14 protein-coding genes are annotated in these 17304 nt (G+C 49.0%); 11 read left to right on the top strand and 3 right to left on the bottom strand.

Annotated features, from left to right (window positions below; all coding sequences use genetic code 11):
- Positions 1-57 precede the first annotated feature (57 nt).
- The 4 genes from ftsH (at position 58) to trmB (ending at position 5120) form a co-directional block, all read left to right on the top strand.
- Positions 58-1938, top strand: coding sequence for an ATP-dependent zinc metalloprotease FtsH (gene ftsH, locus IG82_RS0104380; RefSeq protein ID WP_156095419.1), 1881 nt, complete (start codon positions 58-60; stop codon positions 1936-1938).
- A gap of 87 nt (positions 1939-2025) precedes the next feature.
- Positions 2026-2490, top strand: a complete 465-nt coding sequence (gene ybeY, locus IG82_RS0104375; protein ID WP_172642898.1) for an rRNA maturation RNase YbeY — start codon at positions 2026-2028, stop codon at positions 2488-2490.
- 348 nt (positions 2491-2838) lie between these two features.
- A complete protein-coding gene (gene lnt / locus IG82_RS0104365) occupies positions 2839-4401 on the top strand; it encodes an apolipoprotein N-acyltransferase (protein WP_082192069.1) in 1563 nt (520 codons plus the stop codon).
- A complete protein-coding gene (trmB, locus tag IG82_RS06975) occupies positions 4398-5120 on the top strand; it encodes a tRNA (guanine(46)-N(7))-methyltransferase TrmB (protein WP_172642897.1) in 723 nt (240 codons plus the stop codon). The genes lnt and trmB overlap by 4 nt, the downstream gene beginning before the upstream one ends.
- Here the strand turns inward: trmB and IG82_RS06690 are convergent.
- The gene (locus IG82_RS06690) at positions 5048-7624 is read right to left on the bottom strand and encodes a hypothetical protein (protein WP_156095380.1); all 2577 of its coding nucleotides are present in this window, start codon (positions 7622-7624) and stop codon (positions 5048-5050) included. The genes trmB and IG82_RS06690 overlap by 73 nt on opposite strands.
- Positions 7625-8126: 502 nt before the next feature.
- Here IG82_RS06690 and IG82_RS0104350 point away from each other — a divergent pair.
- From IG82_RS0104350 to IG82_RS0104330, 5 genes are all read left to right on the top strand, one after another.
- A complete protein-coding gene (locus IG82_RS0104350; RefSeq protein WP_216476152.1) occupies positions 8127-9554 on the top strand; it encodes a replicative DNA helicase in 1428 nt (475 codons plus the stop codon).
- Positions 9551-10693: an alanine racemase gene (gene alr, locus IG82_RS0104345; RefSeq protein WP_052545707.1), complete on the top strand. Its 1143-nt coding sequence runs from the start codon at positions 9551-9553 to the stop codon at positions 10691-10693. Before IG82_RS0104350 ends, alr begins: the two co-directional genes overlap by 4 nt.
- Positions 10694-10736: 43 nt before the next feature.
- Complete coding sequence (locus IG82_RS0104340; RefSeq protein WP_031934350.1) at positions 10737-11510, top strand: MlaE family ABC transporter permease; 774 nt, start codon at positions 10737-10739, stop codon at positions 11508-11510.
- On the top strand, positions 11507-12253 hold the full coding sequence (locus tag IG82_RS0104335) for an ABC transporter ATP-binding protein (RefSeq protein WP_052545706.1): 747 nt from the start codon (positions 11507-11509) through the stop codon (positions 12251-12253). The genes IG82_RS0104340 and IG82_RS0104335 overlap by 4 nt, the downstream gene beginning before the upstream one ends.
- 150 nt (positions 12254-12403) lie before the next feature.
- Entirely contained in the window at positions 12404-12715 is a 312-nt protein-coding gene (locus tag IG82_RS0104330; RefSeq protein WP_031934348.1) for an HU family DNA-binding protein, read from the top strand.
- 6 nt (positions 12716-12721) lie between these two features.
- Here IG82_RS0104330 and IG82_RS06685 read toward each other — a convergent pair whose 3' ends face one another.
- The gene (locus IG82_RS06685) at positions 12722-13474 is read right to left on the bottom strand and encodes a type II secretion system protein (RefSeq protein WP_082192066.1); all 753 of its coding nucleotides are present in this window, start codon (positions 13472-13474) and stop codon (positions 12722-12724) included.
- The gene (locus IG82_RS06970) at positions 13458-14144 is read right to left on the bottom strand and encodes a pilus assembly FimT family protein (protein WP_052545705.1); all 687 of its coding nucleotides are present in this window, start codon (positions 14142-14144) and stop codon (positions 13458-13460) included. Before IG82_RS06970 ends, IG82_RS06685 begins: the two co-directional genes overlap by 17 nt.
- A 151-nt stretch (positions 14145-14295) precedes the next feature.
- On the opposite strand from IG82_RS06970, the gene accD reads away from it, so the two are divergent.
- Both accD and IG82_RS0104310 read left to right on the top strand, forming a co-directional pair.
- Positions 14296-15159 carry an acetyl-CoA carboxylase, carboxyltransferase subunit beta gene (accD, locus tag IG82_RS0104315; protein ID WP_052545704.1) on the top strand — a complete coding sequence of 288 codons (864 nt, stop codon included), beginning with the start codon at positions 14296-14298 and terminating at the stop codon, positions 15157-15159.
- Between the two features lie 77 nt (positions 15160-15236).
- Complete coding sequence (locus tag IG82_RS0104310) at positions 15237-17294, top strand: ATP-dependent DNA helicase RecG (protein WP_031934345.1); 2058 nt, start codon at positions 15237-15239, stop codon at positions 17292-17294.
- Positions 17295-17304: the final 10 nt, after the last annotated feature.

Genomic DNA, 17304 nt, shown 5'->3' with positions numbered 1-17304 from the left:
TATTTTGTGTTACAATGAGGGTCGTTGCCTTTTCTTGACCGGAGACTTTCTTCCTTGCTGAAACAACATGGAAAAAACCTTGCCATATGGGTGATCATCGCTGTCTTCTTCACAGCCCTGTTTAGCCTGTATCAAAAGACACCCAAGCCTTCTGTAAACACGTTACGCTATTCTGATTTCCTCTCCAGTGTCGAAAGTGCGCGCGTGCATTCTGTGTTGATTCGTGGGGAGCAAATCTTTGGACATTTGAAAAATGGACAAAAATTTCAAACCTATGTGCCATCACAAGAAAATGATTTGATTCCTAAGCTGCTCTCTCACCGCGTGTCTATTGCAGCGGCGCCTCAAGAAGAAGGGTCGCCCTCTTTTATCCAAATCTTGCTGTCATGGTTTCCCATGCTGTTGCTCATTGGTGTGTGGTTTTTCTTTCTTAAGCAAATGCAAGGCGGATCGGGGCGAGCCATGGGTTTTGGCAAATCACGGGCACGCCTTTTAGACGAGAAAGTGGCCAAAATCACCTTTGATGATGTGGCGGGCATTGATGAGGCCAAGGCTGATTTGCAAGAAATTGTTGATTTTCTTCGCAGTCCACGAAAATTTCAAAAATTGGGCGGTAAAATTCCCAAAGGTGTGTTGTTAATGGGCCCGCCCGGCACAGGGAAAACGTTGCTGGCTAAGGCCATCGCCGGTGAGGCGTCTGTGCCTTTCTTTTCTATTTCAGGCTCTGATTTTGTGGAAATGTTTGTAGGCGTGGGCGCCTCTCGTGTGCGGGACATGTTTGAGCAAGCACGAAAAAATGCACCGTGCATCGTGTTTGTGGATGAAATTGACGCCGTAGGTCGCTATCGCGGTGCTGGCATGGGTGGCGGTAATGACGAGCGAGAACAAACCCTCAACCAACTTCTGGTGGAAATGGATGGGTTTGAATCTGCGGAAGGGGTGATTCTGATTGCCGCCACCAACAGGCCCGATGTGTTGGATCCAGCGCTTTTGCGACCAGGGCGGTTTGATCGCCAGATCAGTGTGCCCAACCCAGACATTAACGGGCGTGAAAAGATTCTTCAGGTGCATATGAAAAAGGTGTCACTGGCCCCCAACGTGGATGCACGCACCATTGCCCGCGGCACACCTGGGTTTTCAGGTGCGGATCTTGCCAACCTGGTGAACGAAGCGGCTCTGCTTGCAGCCAGACGCAATAAGCGCGTGATCTCTGTAGAAGATTTTGAAGACGCTAAAGATAAGGTCATCATGGGCGCCGAAAGAAAATCCATGGTCATGACTGAGGAAGAGAAGCGCCTTACCGCCTATCACGAATCAGGTCATGCCATTGTGGCGTATTATTCGCCCACCTCAGACCCTATCCACAAGGCCACCATTATTCCCAGAGGACATGCCTTGGGCATGGTGGTACGTCTGCCTGAGAAAGACCGTATTTCTGTATCTAAAGAACGCTTGTTGGCTGACATCATGGTGGCCATGGGCGGGCGCATTGCTGAACACATGATTTTTGGTGAAGAAAAAGTCACCACGGGCGCTTCTTCTGATATTAAAAGCGCCACACATATTGCCCGTCACATGGTCACAGAATGGGGCATGAGTGACAAAATGGGCGCTGTGTTTTATGGTGAATCCTCGCAAGAAGGGCCATGGAGTGGGCTGAGCAAAACCATCTCTGAGGCCACCGCAGAAACGTTGGATCAAGAAACAAAGAAAATTGTAGATGACTGCTACGCTAAGTCTAAAAAGCTATTGATAGACAAAAAGAAAGATCTGCATCTTTTAGCTAAAAATCTTCTTGAAAAAGAAACACTCACAGGGGAAGAGATTACAACGTTGTTAAAAACAGGTAAACTTGCGGAAAAAACGCAACGTGTTGTCAAAAGTGCCCTGGGCCATGAAAATGAACAGCCATCCAAACCTGCCACGTCAGAGACATAGCGTAAACCCATTTTGGCCTGTTGGTGATCCCTTCTCATGTGAAAGCCCTTTTTAAAAACCCTTGTTACCCTCATGTCGCCAAGCCCCTTGACCTCTGTTTTACAGATCACAAATCCTAAAACGTGGGCGCCTTTCTTTGTCCCCACAACGCCCTGGCTTGATCACTTGCTTGGCACCCTGTCTCGCCATATGTCTAACTACCCTCGGGGACAAATCAGCTTTCTGTTCACAAGCAACCGCGTCATCAGACGCTATAATGCACAATACCGCAACATTGACAAACCCACCAACGTATTGGCTTTCCCAGCGTCTTCCCCTATTCCATCATGGACATTTTTAGGAGATATTGTTTTGGGTTTTGAACAAATTCTTTCAGAAAGTCACGATCTACAGATTGACTTTGCCCACCATCTGACACACATGGTTATTCATGGCGCCTTACATCTCATGGGGTTTGATCACCAAACAGAAGCAGAAACGCGCATCATGCGTGCCCACGAAACCAAGACGCTCCATCAACTGGGTTTGTCGTCCCCTTTTAGTACGCCATGAGGGAGTGGTTTTTGAAAAAAGGGTTTCCACGTCTTAACGAAATACGGTACAAAAACACATGCGATTGTCTTATAGACAACAAAAAGGCTTCAGGTAAACCAAACGATGATTTCAAAATCTGAGGGGGGCAGCAGCCACCCCCCACATCAGGGCCATGGGGTATGCATACAAAAATATGAAGCATCCCCCTTCATCCACACCTTGCTGTGCACCGTGATCAGGCATGGGGTGAAAGCGTGGGATAAAATTGTTTTCCCTTGCGCGGCCTTTCCTTTTAGAATCATCCATGCGAATGTTGTTAAGGCTGATCGTGTAGCTGCCCTGGTGTCTAAAGATTCTTCATAATCAATGTCTTTGTTAACACTCTCCTCTTTTCACATGAAAATCAGCCTCTTCATGGCTGTTGTCTTAGGTGCCTTTTCGGCATGCGCGCTGCCGCCCCTTTATTTCTGGCCTTTCTTAAGTATAGGCATGCTGGGCCTTTTCAAAATGCTTGAACCACTCCCTTTGATCAAAGGCCTGTGTGTCTTTTTTGCGTGGTGCTTTGGTTTTTTCTTGGTCGGCTTTTACTGGATCACCTTGTCCATGTATGTCGAGCTAGATAAATTTTGGTTTTTGATCCCGTTCTGCTTTGTTATCATCCCCATTGTCTTTGCCTGCATCCATGTGGGCCTGTTGGCCGCCATTCTTTCTTTTTTTAGCATCTCAAACTTTGGCACCCTGGCGGCCTTTTTGTCCTTTATCCTCAGCTGGAGTCTGGCAGAGTGGGTGCGTGGCTCTTTGGTTTTTGGAGGCATTCCTTGGAATTTTTTCGCCCACATTTGGGGTGAAAACCTTTTTATTATGCAAACAGTTTCTGTGATTGGCAGCTATGGTCTCAGTGTGCTCACCCTCTTTTTCTTATCCATTCCGTATCTTTGGGCCGCTAAGACGCTGTCTTTCCGCGTGCGCCTTTCCTTTACAGGGGCCCTCACTTTCATCATTTTTGTCATCAGTTTTTGGGGGCATCAACGCATGAAGCCTCTAACCTATCACGCCAAACCATGGATACGACTTGTTCAGCCCAATATCTCACAGAAAGATAAGATGAATCCTGATAAAACGTCTTCCATTTTAACGACCCTCACCACCTTGACGCAACTGCCCAGCAAAAAACCACTCACGCACATCTTATGGCCTGAAGCTGCCTTTCCTTTTTGGTGCGAAGGGTCACAAAAGATTGGTGTGCCACTTCCCATACGCTTTCCCCAAACCTTGATCACCGGGGTGATGCGCAGAGAAAGACATAAACTGCACAATAGTCTTGTGGTCGTGCGTCACAATGGTGAGCTCACACACATTTATGATAAATATCACCTTGTGCCTTTTGGCGAGTATATCCCCGGGCGGAATTGGCTACCTTTGGGTCACATCAAAGCCCTGACCCTCGACCGTCACGATTTCACACCCGGGCCCCACATCAAAACGTTTTACACAGGAAATCTTCCGCCTTTTTCACCGCTGATATGCTTTGACACGGCCTTCAGCAATCATGTGGCACAAACCTTAAAAAGGCCGCATTGGCTTTTGGAGCTAACCAATAATGCCTGGTTTGGAGAAAGTTGGGGCCTTTACCAACACCTAGACATAGGACGATTACGTGCGATTGAAGAAGGTGTGCCGCTTGTACGCGTGACCAACACAGGGATCTCTTGCCTCGTGTCCCCCTATGGCCAGGTGCTGAAACAACTGCCCATCTCTTCTCAAGGCGTGATTGACTTTGCGCTGCCCAAACCGCTTGAGCCTACCCTCTTTCAAACCCTAGGATACACCTGTTTTTGGCTGAGCTGCGCCCTGCTTTTTCTCACTATTTTATGGCAAACAACACCGATCACAAAGAAACGTCGGCGCTTACGGAAAAAAATATCATGATGCGCCCCAAACATTTTTTTTATGGGCGCAGACTCGGCAAAAAGATCAGTCCACAGGCCCGCGCTATTTTTGAAGAAGCGTGGCCCTCAGTCACCTATGATCCAGAGACATGGACGCAAGCCTTTGTAGGTTCACCCACCATCAAAGAACGTATTCTTGACATTGGCTTTGGCGGTGGTGAACATCTTATGCACACCCTCCAGACACAAAAAGATGTGGGCATACTAGGGGTTGAACCTTTTCAAAACGGCCTTATGAAGGTGATGACACAGATTCATCAGGCGCCCCATCTCAAAAAACGCGTGTGCCTTTCCTCTGCCCCTATACAAATATTATGGCCAACCTTGGCTGATCAGACGTTTCATCGCATTCACGTTTTTTTTCCTGACCCATGGCCCAAGAAAAAACATCACAAGCGTCGTCTCCTCAATCTTCAAACACTGGCCCATATCAGTCGCCTGTTGGTGCCTGGCGGTCTTTTTGTCTTTGCCTCTGATGACCCTTCTTACATTGGTTTTGTGTTAGAGAACCTGGCCTTGCAAGAGGCGCTTGTATACCGCGCAGGTGTTCACAATGACAAGCCCGAAGACTGGCCCCTATGGCCGCAAGATTGGCCGCTCACGCGCTATGCCCAAAAAGCACGCCGTCAAGGGCGCCGTCTTGGGTTTGGTGTGTGGGAAAAATCGGGATCACCTGCGCTCACCCCTCCTGATCCTTGATATCGCTCACGATCTGTGCGCCTATCGTCACGCCGCGTGCGTGATGTGACAGAGCGTGGCCCAGCACCTTGCGCTTCCCGATTGCGCCTGGCACGTTCTTGACGCTCTTGGGTTATCCGGTGCCTTTCTGCCTGTGCTTGCGCGCGCTGATTTTCCCGCACGTGCTGCGCATTCAATTGACGACTCTGCCCATCTTGAAGCATGTCTTCTTGTCTTTGTGCCCTTCTGGCCTCTGCTTCACGCCTTCGTGCGGCGTTGCCAGCGGCATAATCTGAAAGGCCTGTTCTTTGACGAACATGCGGCCCTTCCCGCCTGCGCCGCCGGCGCGTTACAGTCCTTACACCGCCTATGCTTTCTGTGCTTCCCGTAGCTAGGGAGACCTCAGATACCTCAGATTCCTGCTCTTGGCATAAAGGAGCAACAAGTACGGCATCGCCAGGCCATGGATCCGGACTCGACACCCTGTCTTCAAAAATGCCTGAATCTCGTTGCGAAGAGGGTCCCACTTCTATCAAAACGGGAACAGACCCTGCGCTATCCCGTCGCTGTGCACATGCCTCCACCACATCTGCTGGCTCTACCAAAAGATTATGCACACCCTCTATCGGGAAACAGTTCAAAAGACCCTCTTCAGGCAAACGGGGTAAAGAGGTATCTTCATCAGGTACAGGATCTTCATGGGGCACAGGACCCAGTCTTTCAGGTGAGCCAAGCCCTTCATCAGAAGAGGTAAGTGGGCTTAACGGGGGCGACACATCAAACACCTCATGACCCAAGGTAGCTTGAATCATCTGAACCTGAGCAGCCAGGGCTTGACCCATCTGATGTTCTGTCACTAAAGCCTCAGCAACACCGCTTGCTATGTCCGTATGCACATCCTCTTCGGCACGGTTGATGTCGCCTTCTGCAATCGTTTCTTCTTCTGTGTTAGGGGGGATGACCGGTGCCTGCAAAGGCACTTCTTCTCCTAACAAAGGCTCAAGCAAAGGTGTAGATGGCACGCTCTCAACCTGTCTTTCCGCTCTTGGCCCTAAAACGGGCATAGCTCCCATGTCAGGAGAAGGCGGTGCAGCAGCTCTTTCTAAGGGCACCACGGGAGAAGAAAAGCCACGAAAAACACGTGTCCCTTCGTGAACATCTCTTGACTGATCATCCTCACTTTCACTCTCTGGATCTGAGAATGTCCATGGCTCATCGTAATATGGTGGAGACACGGGGTCATTAAAATGAGATGCACCAAAATAGGCCGGGAGTGAGTCATCCCATTCATACTCATCATCACTGATCAAGTCTTGATAATTAACATAGTATTGGTTTTGGTTGACGCGCGCCAACACATCAGGATTGAGACTCTCTAGGCTATCACTTGACCCATAATGAGAAGGTGGTGGTGTTTGCTGTCTCTCCCAATCAATCATGCAAGCATAAGCCCATCGATCTAATGCACTATCAGAATAGGTGCGCTGTCTTAAGGAGTGTTGTGATTCTTCAGGGCCAAAAGTTTCAGAAGGCAGCACCTCGTGGGTGACATCATCGAGCCGTTCTAGAGATCCTGAAGCTAAGGCTTCTCCATGGGGTTGTGCTAACGTGTTGAGTGCATATTGTCGCATCGTAGCCTGAACTCTCGATCGCCGCCGCTCACGCCACCACGATTGAATCCGACGCGCCGCTGTCTCTTCCTGTTCATGCAAAGCGGCAACCTCTGTTCCTTCACCAGCGTGGCCCGCACCATCGACCTCCTCACCCTGCATGTCTATGCTCGCCACATCCTCCTGCGTGAAGACATTGGCTCTCTCTGCATACTCAAGTTCCTCATCCTCTGACATCTCACCTTCAGACACTTCATCTTCTGATGCTGACGCATCTATTTCCTCCCTGACGTCCCCACCATGATACTCGTCTTCAGAGCCATCCATCTGGTCAACAAGAACGTCGTCCCATAGATCTGCCTCCTCAGACAGAGCCTGTACGCGCGCATACGTTTCCTCCAAAAGCATGGCGTCATGATCCATGTCTGCCAAAGGCGTTGACATGTCTTCCTCATCATCCCCATCCATTTCATCGTAAAAAAACAGGCTGTGCCCGTCTTGCCCATCATCATGATCGCCGCCAACAGATTCTGCAAACAAGGATGGCCGCACCAGCACGACCTCACATACCATAGCCTCATAACATATCCTATCTTCTGTGAAACGGATAGAGGGAACGGGGGTCGGGGTGTGTTGCACCTGGCTGAGGTTTTGATGGGAGGTTCTGTTATTTTCCACCATAGGGGTGCCTACAAACGTGACGTGATGCTCTCCCCTCACACTTTGAGCGATGTCGTAAGCTGCCACCCCATCACCCCCCATTAGCAGGGATGGAAACAGCAGGGGATCAGAGGTGTCTCCCCCATACGCAAGCCCAGCATGATGACTTATATCGACAACCGTTTCTTGAGAAAAATTGTGGTGGTGCCTCTGCTGCGGGCACGATAAATAAAAAGGTGCAGGCTTTCTTAACAAAACAAAAGAGGTCTTCTTTTTCTTTGGAACGTGGCGGGGTCTCTTTTTTTGAGGTGGCGTGAGGATGGCCGCGACAAGGTCTTTTTTTTTCTGCTGTATCATCACAGGAACTTTAGATAACTGAGGCTCTTGCCATGCCGTCTTGACCAAAACGGGAGGACTCTTTCTTCTTATGCCCGTATGCGCACTTTTTTCATAGGCAATGTGCATTTTTTTTGGATAAAAAAATCCAGAAACAAAAAAGCACAGCGATGTTATTGCGCATTTTTTAACAATTTTAATTATATTTTTTGTCAAAAAAACATTTTATAATGATATAATTTATTTTTTTTTACTTTATTTATTTATTTTTGTCTTTTTAATTTTTTTAAATATTTGTGGACATTGATAATTATTTTAAATGGATATATTTTGTGCATATCCATAAATCACCCACCCCAAAAGCATGGGTGACAAACGAGTTGTTCTCTCTATAATAGGGACAAGCGTTCTCATATTTTCTTTGGGTTATCTGGTGTCAGAGCAGGTGCTTCCCCACAATCTTGAGGTTGAGCAAGCTCTTTTGGGAGCCTTGTTGCATGATAATGGCTTATTAGAGCAGGTAGACGCTTTTCTCACAGCGCAAGATTTTTTTGACCCCCTGCATGGACGGATTTTCGACGCCATTCACACCTTTGTGCAAAAAGGAAGCTTGGCGTCACCGGTGACGCTCAAACCTTTTTTTGAAGGTGACGGCGCCCTCACCGATCTTGGGGGCGTGGCCTATCTCTCTAAACTGGGCGACCATATCTTATCGCTCGTCAACACAGCTGATTATGGCCAACAGATCCGAGAGCTTCACCTGCGGCGTCAGCTGATTTATTTAGGTGAGAAACTCACAAGTGATGCCAAAACAATTGCTGTAGACAAAACGGCTCAAGACTGCATCGAAGAAACCGAACAACAGCTTTTCAACCTGGCCTCACACAACAAAACCAACACAGGGTTTGTGGATTTTAAAAGCGCACTGTCCCAAGCCATCTTATCGGCAGAAAGTGCATTTAAAAAAGATTCGCACGTTGTGGGCATCACCACAGGCCTCAAAGATCTTGATAAGCAATTGGGCGGCCTGCACCCATCTGATCTTATCATCGTGGCAGGCAGGCCTTCCATGGGGAAAACAGCCCTTGCCACCAACATTGCTTTTAACACGGCTCAAGCGTTTCTCAACACAAAAGGAAAAGAAGGTGGTCGGGTGGCTTTTTTTTCCCTCGAGATGTCTTCTGAACAGATCGCCATGCGTCTTTTGGGTCAAGAGTCAAAAATTTCTTCTGACAAAATCCGCCGGGGTATGGTGTCTCAAGAAGATTTCCCCACCTTTGTAGAAGTCTCACGCATGCTGGCCCAACTTCCCTTTGCCATTGATGACACCCCCGCCCTTTCGGTGGCGGCGCTGCGCACACGGGCGCGCCGGCTTGCACGCAAGGAAGGTCTCGGCCTCATCGTGGTGGATTATCTTCAACTCCTGAGCGGCGGCCAAAAAAACCAAGACAACAGGGTGCAGGAGCTGTCAAGCATCACGCGCGGCCTGAAAACACTGGCCAAGGAACTCAATGTGCCGGTCATTGCTGTCTCTCAATTATCACGATCTGTGGAACAGCGGGAAGACAAACGCCCCATGCTGGCTGATCTCAGAGAATCAGGATCCATTGAGCAAGATGCCGATGTGGTGATGCTGATTTACCGGGAAGAATATTATGTCTCGCGCCAAAAACCGGGGGAAGATTCAGAAAAAATGGCATCGTGGCAAGAAACTATGGGAAAAATTCATAATAAGGCTGATATTATGATTGCAAAACAACGTCATGGGCCTATTGGTAATATCTCTGTTCATTTCAACAGCATGTTGACCAAATTTTCAGACCTGGCACGTGTGAGCTCTTTGTCATGACAACGCAACCTTCTCAACCTCAGAATACCCAAACAGATATTCCCCACACAGCCTCAGCTGTTTTGTATGTGGATCGAGCAGCCTTGCGCACAAATTATCAAACGCTGGATACATATGTAACGCCATCATGCCAGGTTGCGCCTGTGGTCAAAACCAATGCGTATGGACTGGGCGCACAAGAGGTTGTGGCCACCCTCAAATCCTTAGGCGCGCACCACTTTTTTGTGGCCACCTTAGAAGAGGCACTCTCTCTTCGTCAAGGTGACCAAGATATCACCATCTATGTGTTAAACGGCCTCTGGCCAGACGTGATGTACGAAGCGGCACACCATCATATCACACCTATCCTATCCACCCCAGAGCAGGTAGCGGCGTGGCGTCACACAGCTCAATTGCTCCAACGCTCTTTGCCGTGTTGGCTGCAAGTGGAAACAGGGCTTAACCGCTTGGGGCTCACGCCTGATATACTGAACCAACTGGCTCAATCTCCCGATGCCACGCAAGGGCTAACGGTGGATGCGCTGATGAGCCACCTGGCATGCGGATATGACCTCCACGCCTCCTACAATGAATATCAGCGTCTTCTCTTCGAACAAAGTTTTGCTGCTTTTCCTCAGGCACGAAAAAGCTTTGCCAATTCCGCGGGCTTGTTACACGGCCCTTCCTATTTTTATGATATTGCCCGCCCAGGACGCTTTCTTTATGGGTCTATGCTGTCGGCACATAACCCGCTATCAGCGCATCTTCGCCACGTCATCACATTGCGCGGACGCATCATGCAAGTGCGCACCCTGAAAAAAGGCGAAGGCATTGGATATGACCAAACGTTTATGGCCCCCCGTGATATGCGCATTGCCACTGTCAGCGTAGGTTATGGTGATGGCTATTTTCAATCCCTCAGCAACAAGGCCGCGGGCATGATCGGTCAGCACACCCTGCCTGTTGTCGGCCGTATTTCCATGGATCTCACCACCTTTGACGTGACAGATGTGCCACCACAAGAGCTTGAGCAGGCCACATGGATGGATCTTATCAATGACACACTCACCATCGACGCCCTCGCTGCACACGCACAAACCAGTGTGTGGGAAATCTTGACACACTTAGGCAAGCGTTTGCATGTCTCTTATGTGAACTAGCCCTTGACGTTTTTTTATATAAAAAATACAAAAATTTATGATCATTGCTCTTTTTACCTACACAGGACGCCTTGCTTTGCTGTTGATGGCCTGCTTCGGAAAGTTTTTACACTTTGCGGGAAAGGTTGTGTATTATGGCGTGTTGCCTCCCTATTATGTCCAGGCCCTGAAAGCGCGCATCTTTGAGATCGGCTATCTTTCTTTGCCTGTGGTGGGGCTGACGGCTTTGTTTACGGGCATGGTGTTGGCGCTGCAAAGTTATACGGGCTTTTCGCGTTTTGAGGCTGAAGATGCCATTGCGGGTGTTGTGGCGCTGTCTATCACGCGTGAGCTAGGGCCGGTGCTCACAGGCCTCATGATTGCAGGACGCTTGGGCAGCTCGATGGCCGCTGAGATTGGCACCATGCGGGTGACCCAGCAAATTGATGCCTTGATTACCCTCTCTAAAAACCCCTTTCGCTATTTATTCTGGCCGCGCTTGCTAGCCAGTATCATCACCATGCCGATCCTCGTCATTGTGGCAGACATTATTGGTGTGCTCGGAGGGTATCTGGTGGCGATTTATGAACTTGGCTTTACCGAAGGGGCCTATCTCAACCAAACCTTTGATATCCTTAAAATGATTGACATCACCTCAGGGCTGATCAAAGCCTTCTTTTTTGGCATGATTATTGCGCTGACGGGCTGTTATCAAGGCTATTACACGGAAGGTGGAGCCGCCGGCGTTGGACTTTCGTCCACCAAAGCGGTGGTGCAGTCTTCCATTGCCATCTTGATTATGAACTATGTCCTCACCAGTATGTTTTTTCGCACATGAAGTCACCGATTGTCACATTCAATAGGGTTTATAAATCTTTTCAAGATAACCCAGTTCTAAAAAATTTTAATCTTACCATTGGTAAGGGCGAGTCTTTCACGCTGATGGGGCGATCAGGTTCTGGCAAATCTGTGGCCATGAAATGCCTTCTGGGCCTTCTCACCCACGACAAAGGAAAAATTGTTCGTGACCAACATATTGTCCGGGGCATGGAAGAGGGAAGCACCTCTTCAGGCATGGAAAATGTAGGGGTAGTTTTTCAAGGATCTGCTCTTTTTGATAGCATGTCTGTGGGCGAAAATATCGCGCTGGCACTTCGAAGCCGCGCTTATAAAAAAGAAGCCAGCCTCATAAAAACCCTTGTGCTACGCACCTTAAGTCAAGTAGGCCTCAGCCATGACATCATTGACCTCATGCCCTCAGAAATCTCGGGCGGCATGGCCAAAAGGGTGGCGATTGCCAGAGCCATTGTTCACAAACCTAACCTTTTGCTGCTGGATGAACCCACCACAGGCCTTGACCCCCTTTCTGTCCACCTCATTGGTCAACTGATTCACCAGCTTCACCACCAATCACAAACCACGACGCTTACCATCACCCATGATCTACATCTTGCGCGCATGATTTCTACCCACATTGGCGTGTTAGAGCAAGGCAAGATTGTTTGGAATGGACATTTTGAGGATATGCCCTCAGCGAAGGTTGACCTCGTAAGAGAAATGGTGGTGGCACAAAAACTCTAATCTATCCAGTTTTTCTTGATAGAAGACAGTCAAAGTTGTCTGCGTAAACAAAAAAACCTGTTTTTTTAAAAGGGTATTGGCTTTGAATGCTGTTTCTTAAAGTTATTTTCTAATAATGAGGGTGTTTCCAAGCAACAAGAGGACGCACCCGTGGCACAAAAAACTCTGACCCGCTCCGGTTTAGCTCAACAAATTTCACAACAACTTCTGATTCCTAAGAATCAGGCCTCGATCTTGATCGAAGAAATCATCAATCAACTTTTCGAATCTCTCAATGAGACATCGTCTTTGAAGATTTCTTCTTTTGGCACATTTCTGGTGCATAAGAAACAGGCCCGCATGGGGAGAAATCCAAAAACGGGCACAGAAGCGTTGATCACACCCAGAAAAAGCGTGAGTTTTCGCACATCCCAAATTCTTAAATCACGCATCAATCGCCGAATGAAGCGAGAAAACATCTAACCCGCTTTATTCATCACAAAAGAACCCTCCATAATAGGAGGCAAGGTTACATTTTGTTTCTGTGCGAAGACTTGTCTGACATTGAGCGCGCCTCTTAGGGGCAGATTCATAACATTTGAAATCATAAGACCCACACAATTGGTTGAAGCTCAGAGAGTTTTTATAAGGCTTTCTTTTTTTTCTCCCACGCCAAAATGCCCCCTCACCCTTGCTGTTGTGACTAAGCAAGACAAGCACAATAGGGTCACCATCAGGTGATGCCTGCGCTCCATGTCTGTGCACAACCGTAAACAAAGGCTCCACATGTTTTTTGCAATAGCTCTGCTGAGGCCCCACAGATAACGATCCACGCAGGGTCATACCTGGATGAACAATATATGTGAAAAAAACGCCCGCCCCATTTTTGGACACCCCTTCTGACAGGCCCAAGGTCTGAAAAGGTACAATGCCATAAGCTTGAACCGGGGATTGGCACCGAGGACGTGCTTTGCCCCAATTCACCAAATCTGATGGGTCTGCGGGACAGGGAAGTTGGCCTGTCCGGCGCACATACTGACCCAAGGCTTTGAACACTCGCTCTTGACGATCTTGTGTGTTCTTTTCTTGACGTGCCGTCCACAGATACGACAGCATGCGGAACAGACCACTGCTGACAATGCCGAGAATCGCCAGCACAAGCGCCATCTCCACAAGAGAAAACCCCTTAACGGTGCTGGCGTTTTGATGACGCCTAAACATTACCTTACTCCAACAAAACATACACAACACACGCAGGACGCGTGCTTTGCAAATTATAGCGCCCCTGCTTCACGCACGCGTCTGTACTATAGCCAGGTGCGCTTTGCGCACGCACACAACCTGTCAAAGGATGGCCATTATCGATGTGACGATCGATGAAAAAAGCCTGCTTGGGCGTTAAATACTTTTTCCCGTGACGCAGAGCATAGACCATCAGCCACAGCCCTTCGAAGGGCGGCGGATCTGACTGCACAACCAAAATGTTGCCTAACGCCGTCTTAGGAAAAAAGAGACCATGGGCTTGATGAGGGTCATGGTGCCGCAAAAAAGGCAGATCAGGAATCAACCCACTCAGAAAAAGATGTTGCCAAAAAAAAGAGGATTCCGACCTATTATCGAAGAAATGGCCATCCACCACGCCGTCACCATTGCCATCACGGGTCTTGCCGCTCCACATAAAAGACGCCTCGTCACAATCTCCCGGCAAGCTGCCATAACGATCACGAAACATACGCACCGCTGTTTGCACAGACATGATGTGTGTGATGGTCTTTTGGAGCCTGGCTTGTTGGAGAAGGTCATAGCCCTTCATGATGCCCGCCGTTAACAAGCCAATCACAGCCAAGACAAGGGCAATTTCGAACAAACTCATCCCCTTGAGTGACAAAAAGTAGGAAGATCGCTTTGACATAAAAACTTTTTTAGACGATTTTTTCTTTTTGTCAATTTTTTTGACTTTTTGCCTTTACGATCGCCTGAGTTCGCAGCCACCTGCTCAGGCATGTTAACAAATCTGACAAATGAGGTATAATGAGGAGCATTTTTTCGAAAAGGCTTGCGCTATGAATTGGCTGACCGATCTTATGAGGCCCAAAATAAAACAGGTGGGCGGCAGAAACACCCCCGAAGACCTGTGGTGCCGCTGTCCATCGTGTGAACAAATGATTTTTCGCAAAGAACTTAAAGACAACCTTTCTGTATGCAAAGAATGTCATCACCATTTTTATATGTCACCCGAAGAACGGTGCCAATCTTTGTTTGATGATGGTCATTATCAACCCCTTCACTGGACACCGCCAAGCGATGACCCTCTTAAGTTCAAAGATCTGAAGCGCTATACAGAACGACTCAAAGAAGCCCGCAAGAAGAAAAAAGATGGCGTTGCCCTGGCCAAGGGAAAAATTCAGGGGCTCCCCATAGTGGTGGCCATGTTTGATTTTCAATTTATTGGCGGCTCTTTGGGCACATCTGCCGGCGAGGCCCTTGTGAAGGGGGCCGACACGGCGCTTCAACAGAAAACCCCTTATGTCATTATCTCTTCCTCGGGTGGGGCACGCATGCAGGAAGGTATTTTATCGCTCATGCAGATGCCGCGCACCATTATTGGGTTGGCAAGTCTGAAAGAGGCAGGCCTTCCCTATATTTCTGTGCTCACGCACCCAACAACAGGCGGGGTTTCTGCTTCTTTTGCCTCCCTTGGGGATATCAACCTGGCCGAACCTGGGGCCATTATTGGCTTTACAGGCGCACGCATCATTCAACAAACCATGCGCACCAAACTGCCGGACGGATTTCAGACATCCGCGTTCCAACTCGCCCATGGCGCGGTTGATCAAATTGTGCACAGACATGATTTACGGCAAACCCTCGGCAACATCGCCTCTTTGCTCAGTCCATCCATCAAAAAAGAACGGGCGCGCGGATAACGCCTTCATGTGGGAGGCGCGGCGTTTTTCATGCACATGCGTTTTATCTTCTCCTCTTCCCTACCGTTTTTTGATTCATGAGCACATCCAAGGCTTATACACACCATACCCCCTTGTTAACCTATATGCGGTCACCCCTTTCTTCTCTGAGAGGAGTCGGACCCGTGAGCCTCAAGAGGCTCCACAACCTAGGCCTTTACACACGCCGCGACCTTCTTTTTCATTTTCCTACCCGTTATGAATGCTTTACCCCGATTGGCCACGCCTCTTCTGATAAGGTTTGTGCATCGATACGTATCACGTCATGCGCGCAGCACAAAAAATATACACACGTGATCGGCACCACGCATCCCCATCATCCATGCCAACCCACACACCCTGTCCGCCTTTTTTTTCACAAAAAGCAGTATCCCTACCTCAAGCAAAAAATGCAGCCTGCCTCTTTGTGGCAGGTATGGGGCAAGGCACATCATGAGCAGGGCACGTGGGTTTTATTTTTTCCCCGCTTTGCCCAAAATGCGCCTGACGAGCCGATCAAGCGTGACGCTATTTACCCCCAAACCGAAGGGCTGACCTCTCAAAAAATAGCCCACCTTGTGACCTTAGCCCTCAACGAGATGCCCCCCGCTGAGGCGTGGTATGATCAAGCTTTTCTTGCAGAAAATAACTGGCCTTCTTTTGAAGAGGCGCTGAGGCGAGTGCATGGCATAGATCACACCACACCTGAAGAGCAAGCGCAGGCCAAACAACGCCTCTCTTTTGACCGTCTGCTTGCCAGACATATTCTTTTCCATCAAAAAAAACACGAACAACACCATCAGCGCGCCATCTCTTTATCCTCGTCCCACAAAGATCCAGACGCCTTTTTTGCTGTGCTCACACAAGAGAACATCGCGCTGACGCCCTCTCAGATGGAAGCTTATCAAACGATTCTTGTGGATCTGAAGAAAGCCCATCCGATGCGTCGCCTTCTCCAAGGAGACGTGGGCAGCGGCAAAACCTTGGTTGCTTTTGGTGCTATGATTTATGCCATTCATGCAGGGGTGCGCACGGCTTTTTTGGCGCCCACAGAAATTTTGGCCCAGCAAACCTATGAAAAATGTGCACATCTTCTCAAACACACCTCGGCGCGCGCTGTGCTCCTCACCCGCACCACGCCTCACAAAAAAGCCTGCGTGCGCGATATCTGTGAAGGAAAGTATGATGCCATTATCGGCACCCATTCCCTGCTTTCAGAAGGGGTGACCATTCCCAACCTAGGGCTTGTAATTATTGATGAACAACAGCGCTTTGGGGTAAGCCAACGCAGCACCCTTCTCACAAAACAGGCCTACGTGCCCCACTTGTTGCTGATGACAGCCACGCCGATCCCACGCACCTATAGCCTCATGCTGCGGGGCGATGTGGACACCTCTTACCTGCAGTCCCGTGTAGCATCCAAACGCACCACCACGCTGTTGCCCCAAGATCACATGCACAGTCTTATGCCCAAAATAAGGGAGGCGCTGAAGGCCGGCAAAAAATTATTTTGGGTGTGCCCATGTGTTGAGGCCTCTTCAGAAAAAGCCGCCGTGAAAAAGCGGTGGGCTTTTCTAAAAAAGGCTTTTCCGGGCCAAGTCCATGGGCTTTATGGCACCCAACCTGAACAAGAGAAGCAAAAAGCCTTGGCAGATTTTCGGCAAGGCCTCACCCCCATTCTGGTGTGCACCACCATTATTGAAATTGGGATTGACGTGCCTGATGCCACTCACATGGTCATTGAAAATGCCGAATCCTTTGGCCTGGCGCAGTTGCACCAAATGCGCGGACGCATTGGACGACAGGGGCAAGAAAGCTTCCTGGTGGTGCTTTATACCCCTCCTCTGTCTGAGGGGACGCGTCAACGCCTTGATTTTTTCCAGCACAATGATGACGGTTTTGCCCTTGCGCAAAAAGATTTTTCCCTGCGCGGTGAGGGTGACATCTTAGGCCTGCGACAAAGTGGGTTTTTAGATACATCCCTTCTGGCTTCTCCTGAACTGGCGCGCAAGGCGCAAGTGTTTCTCCAAACCTCAGCCCTTTCTGAACCTGTGAAAACATGCCTGTTATCGCTGTTTGAATACGCGCAGATGCAGGCGGTCATCAAAGCTGCCTAGCTCCCTTGGG

The sequence above is a fragment of the Candidatus Hepatobacter penaei genome (assembly GCF_000742475.1).
Lineage (GTDB): Bacteria > Pseudomonadota > Alphaproteobacteria > Holosporales > Hepatobacteraceae > Hepatobacter > Hepatobacter penaei.
This window is presented reverse-complemented; position numbering and strand designations above follow the sequence as displayed.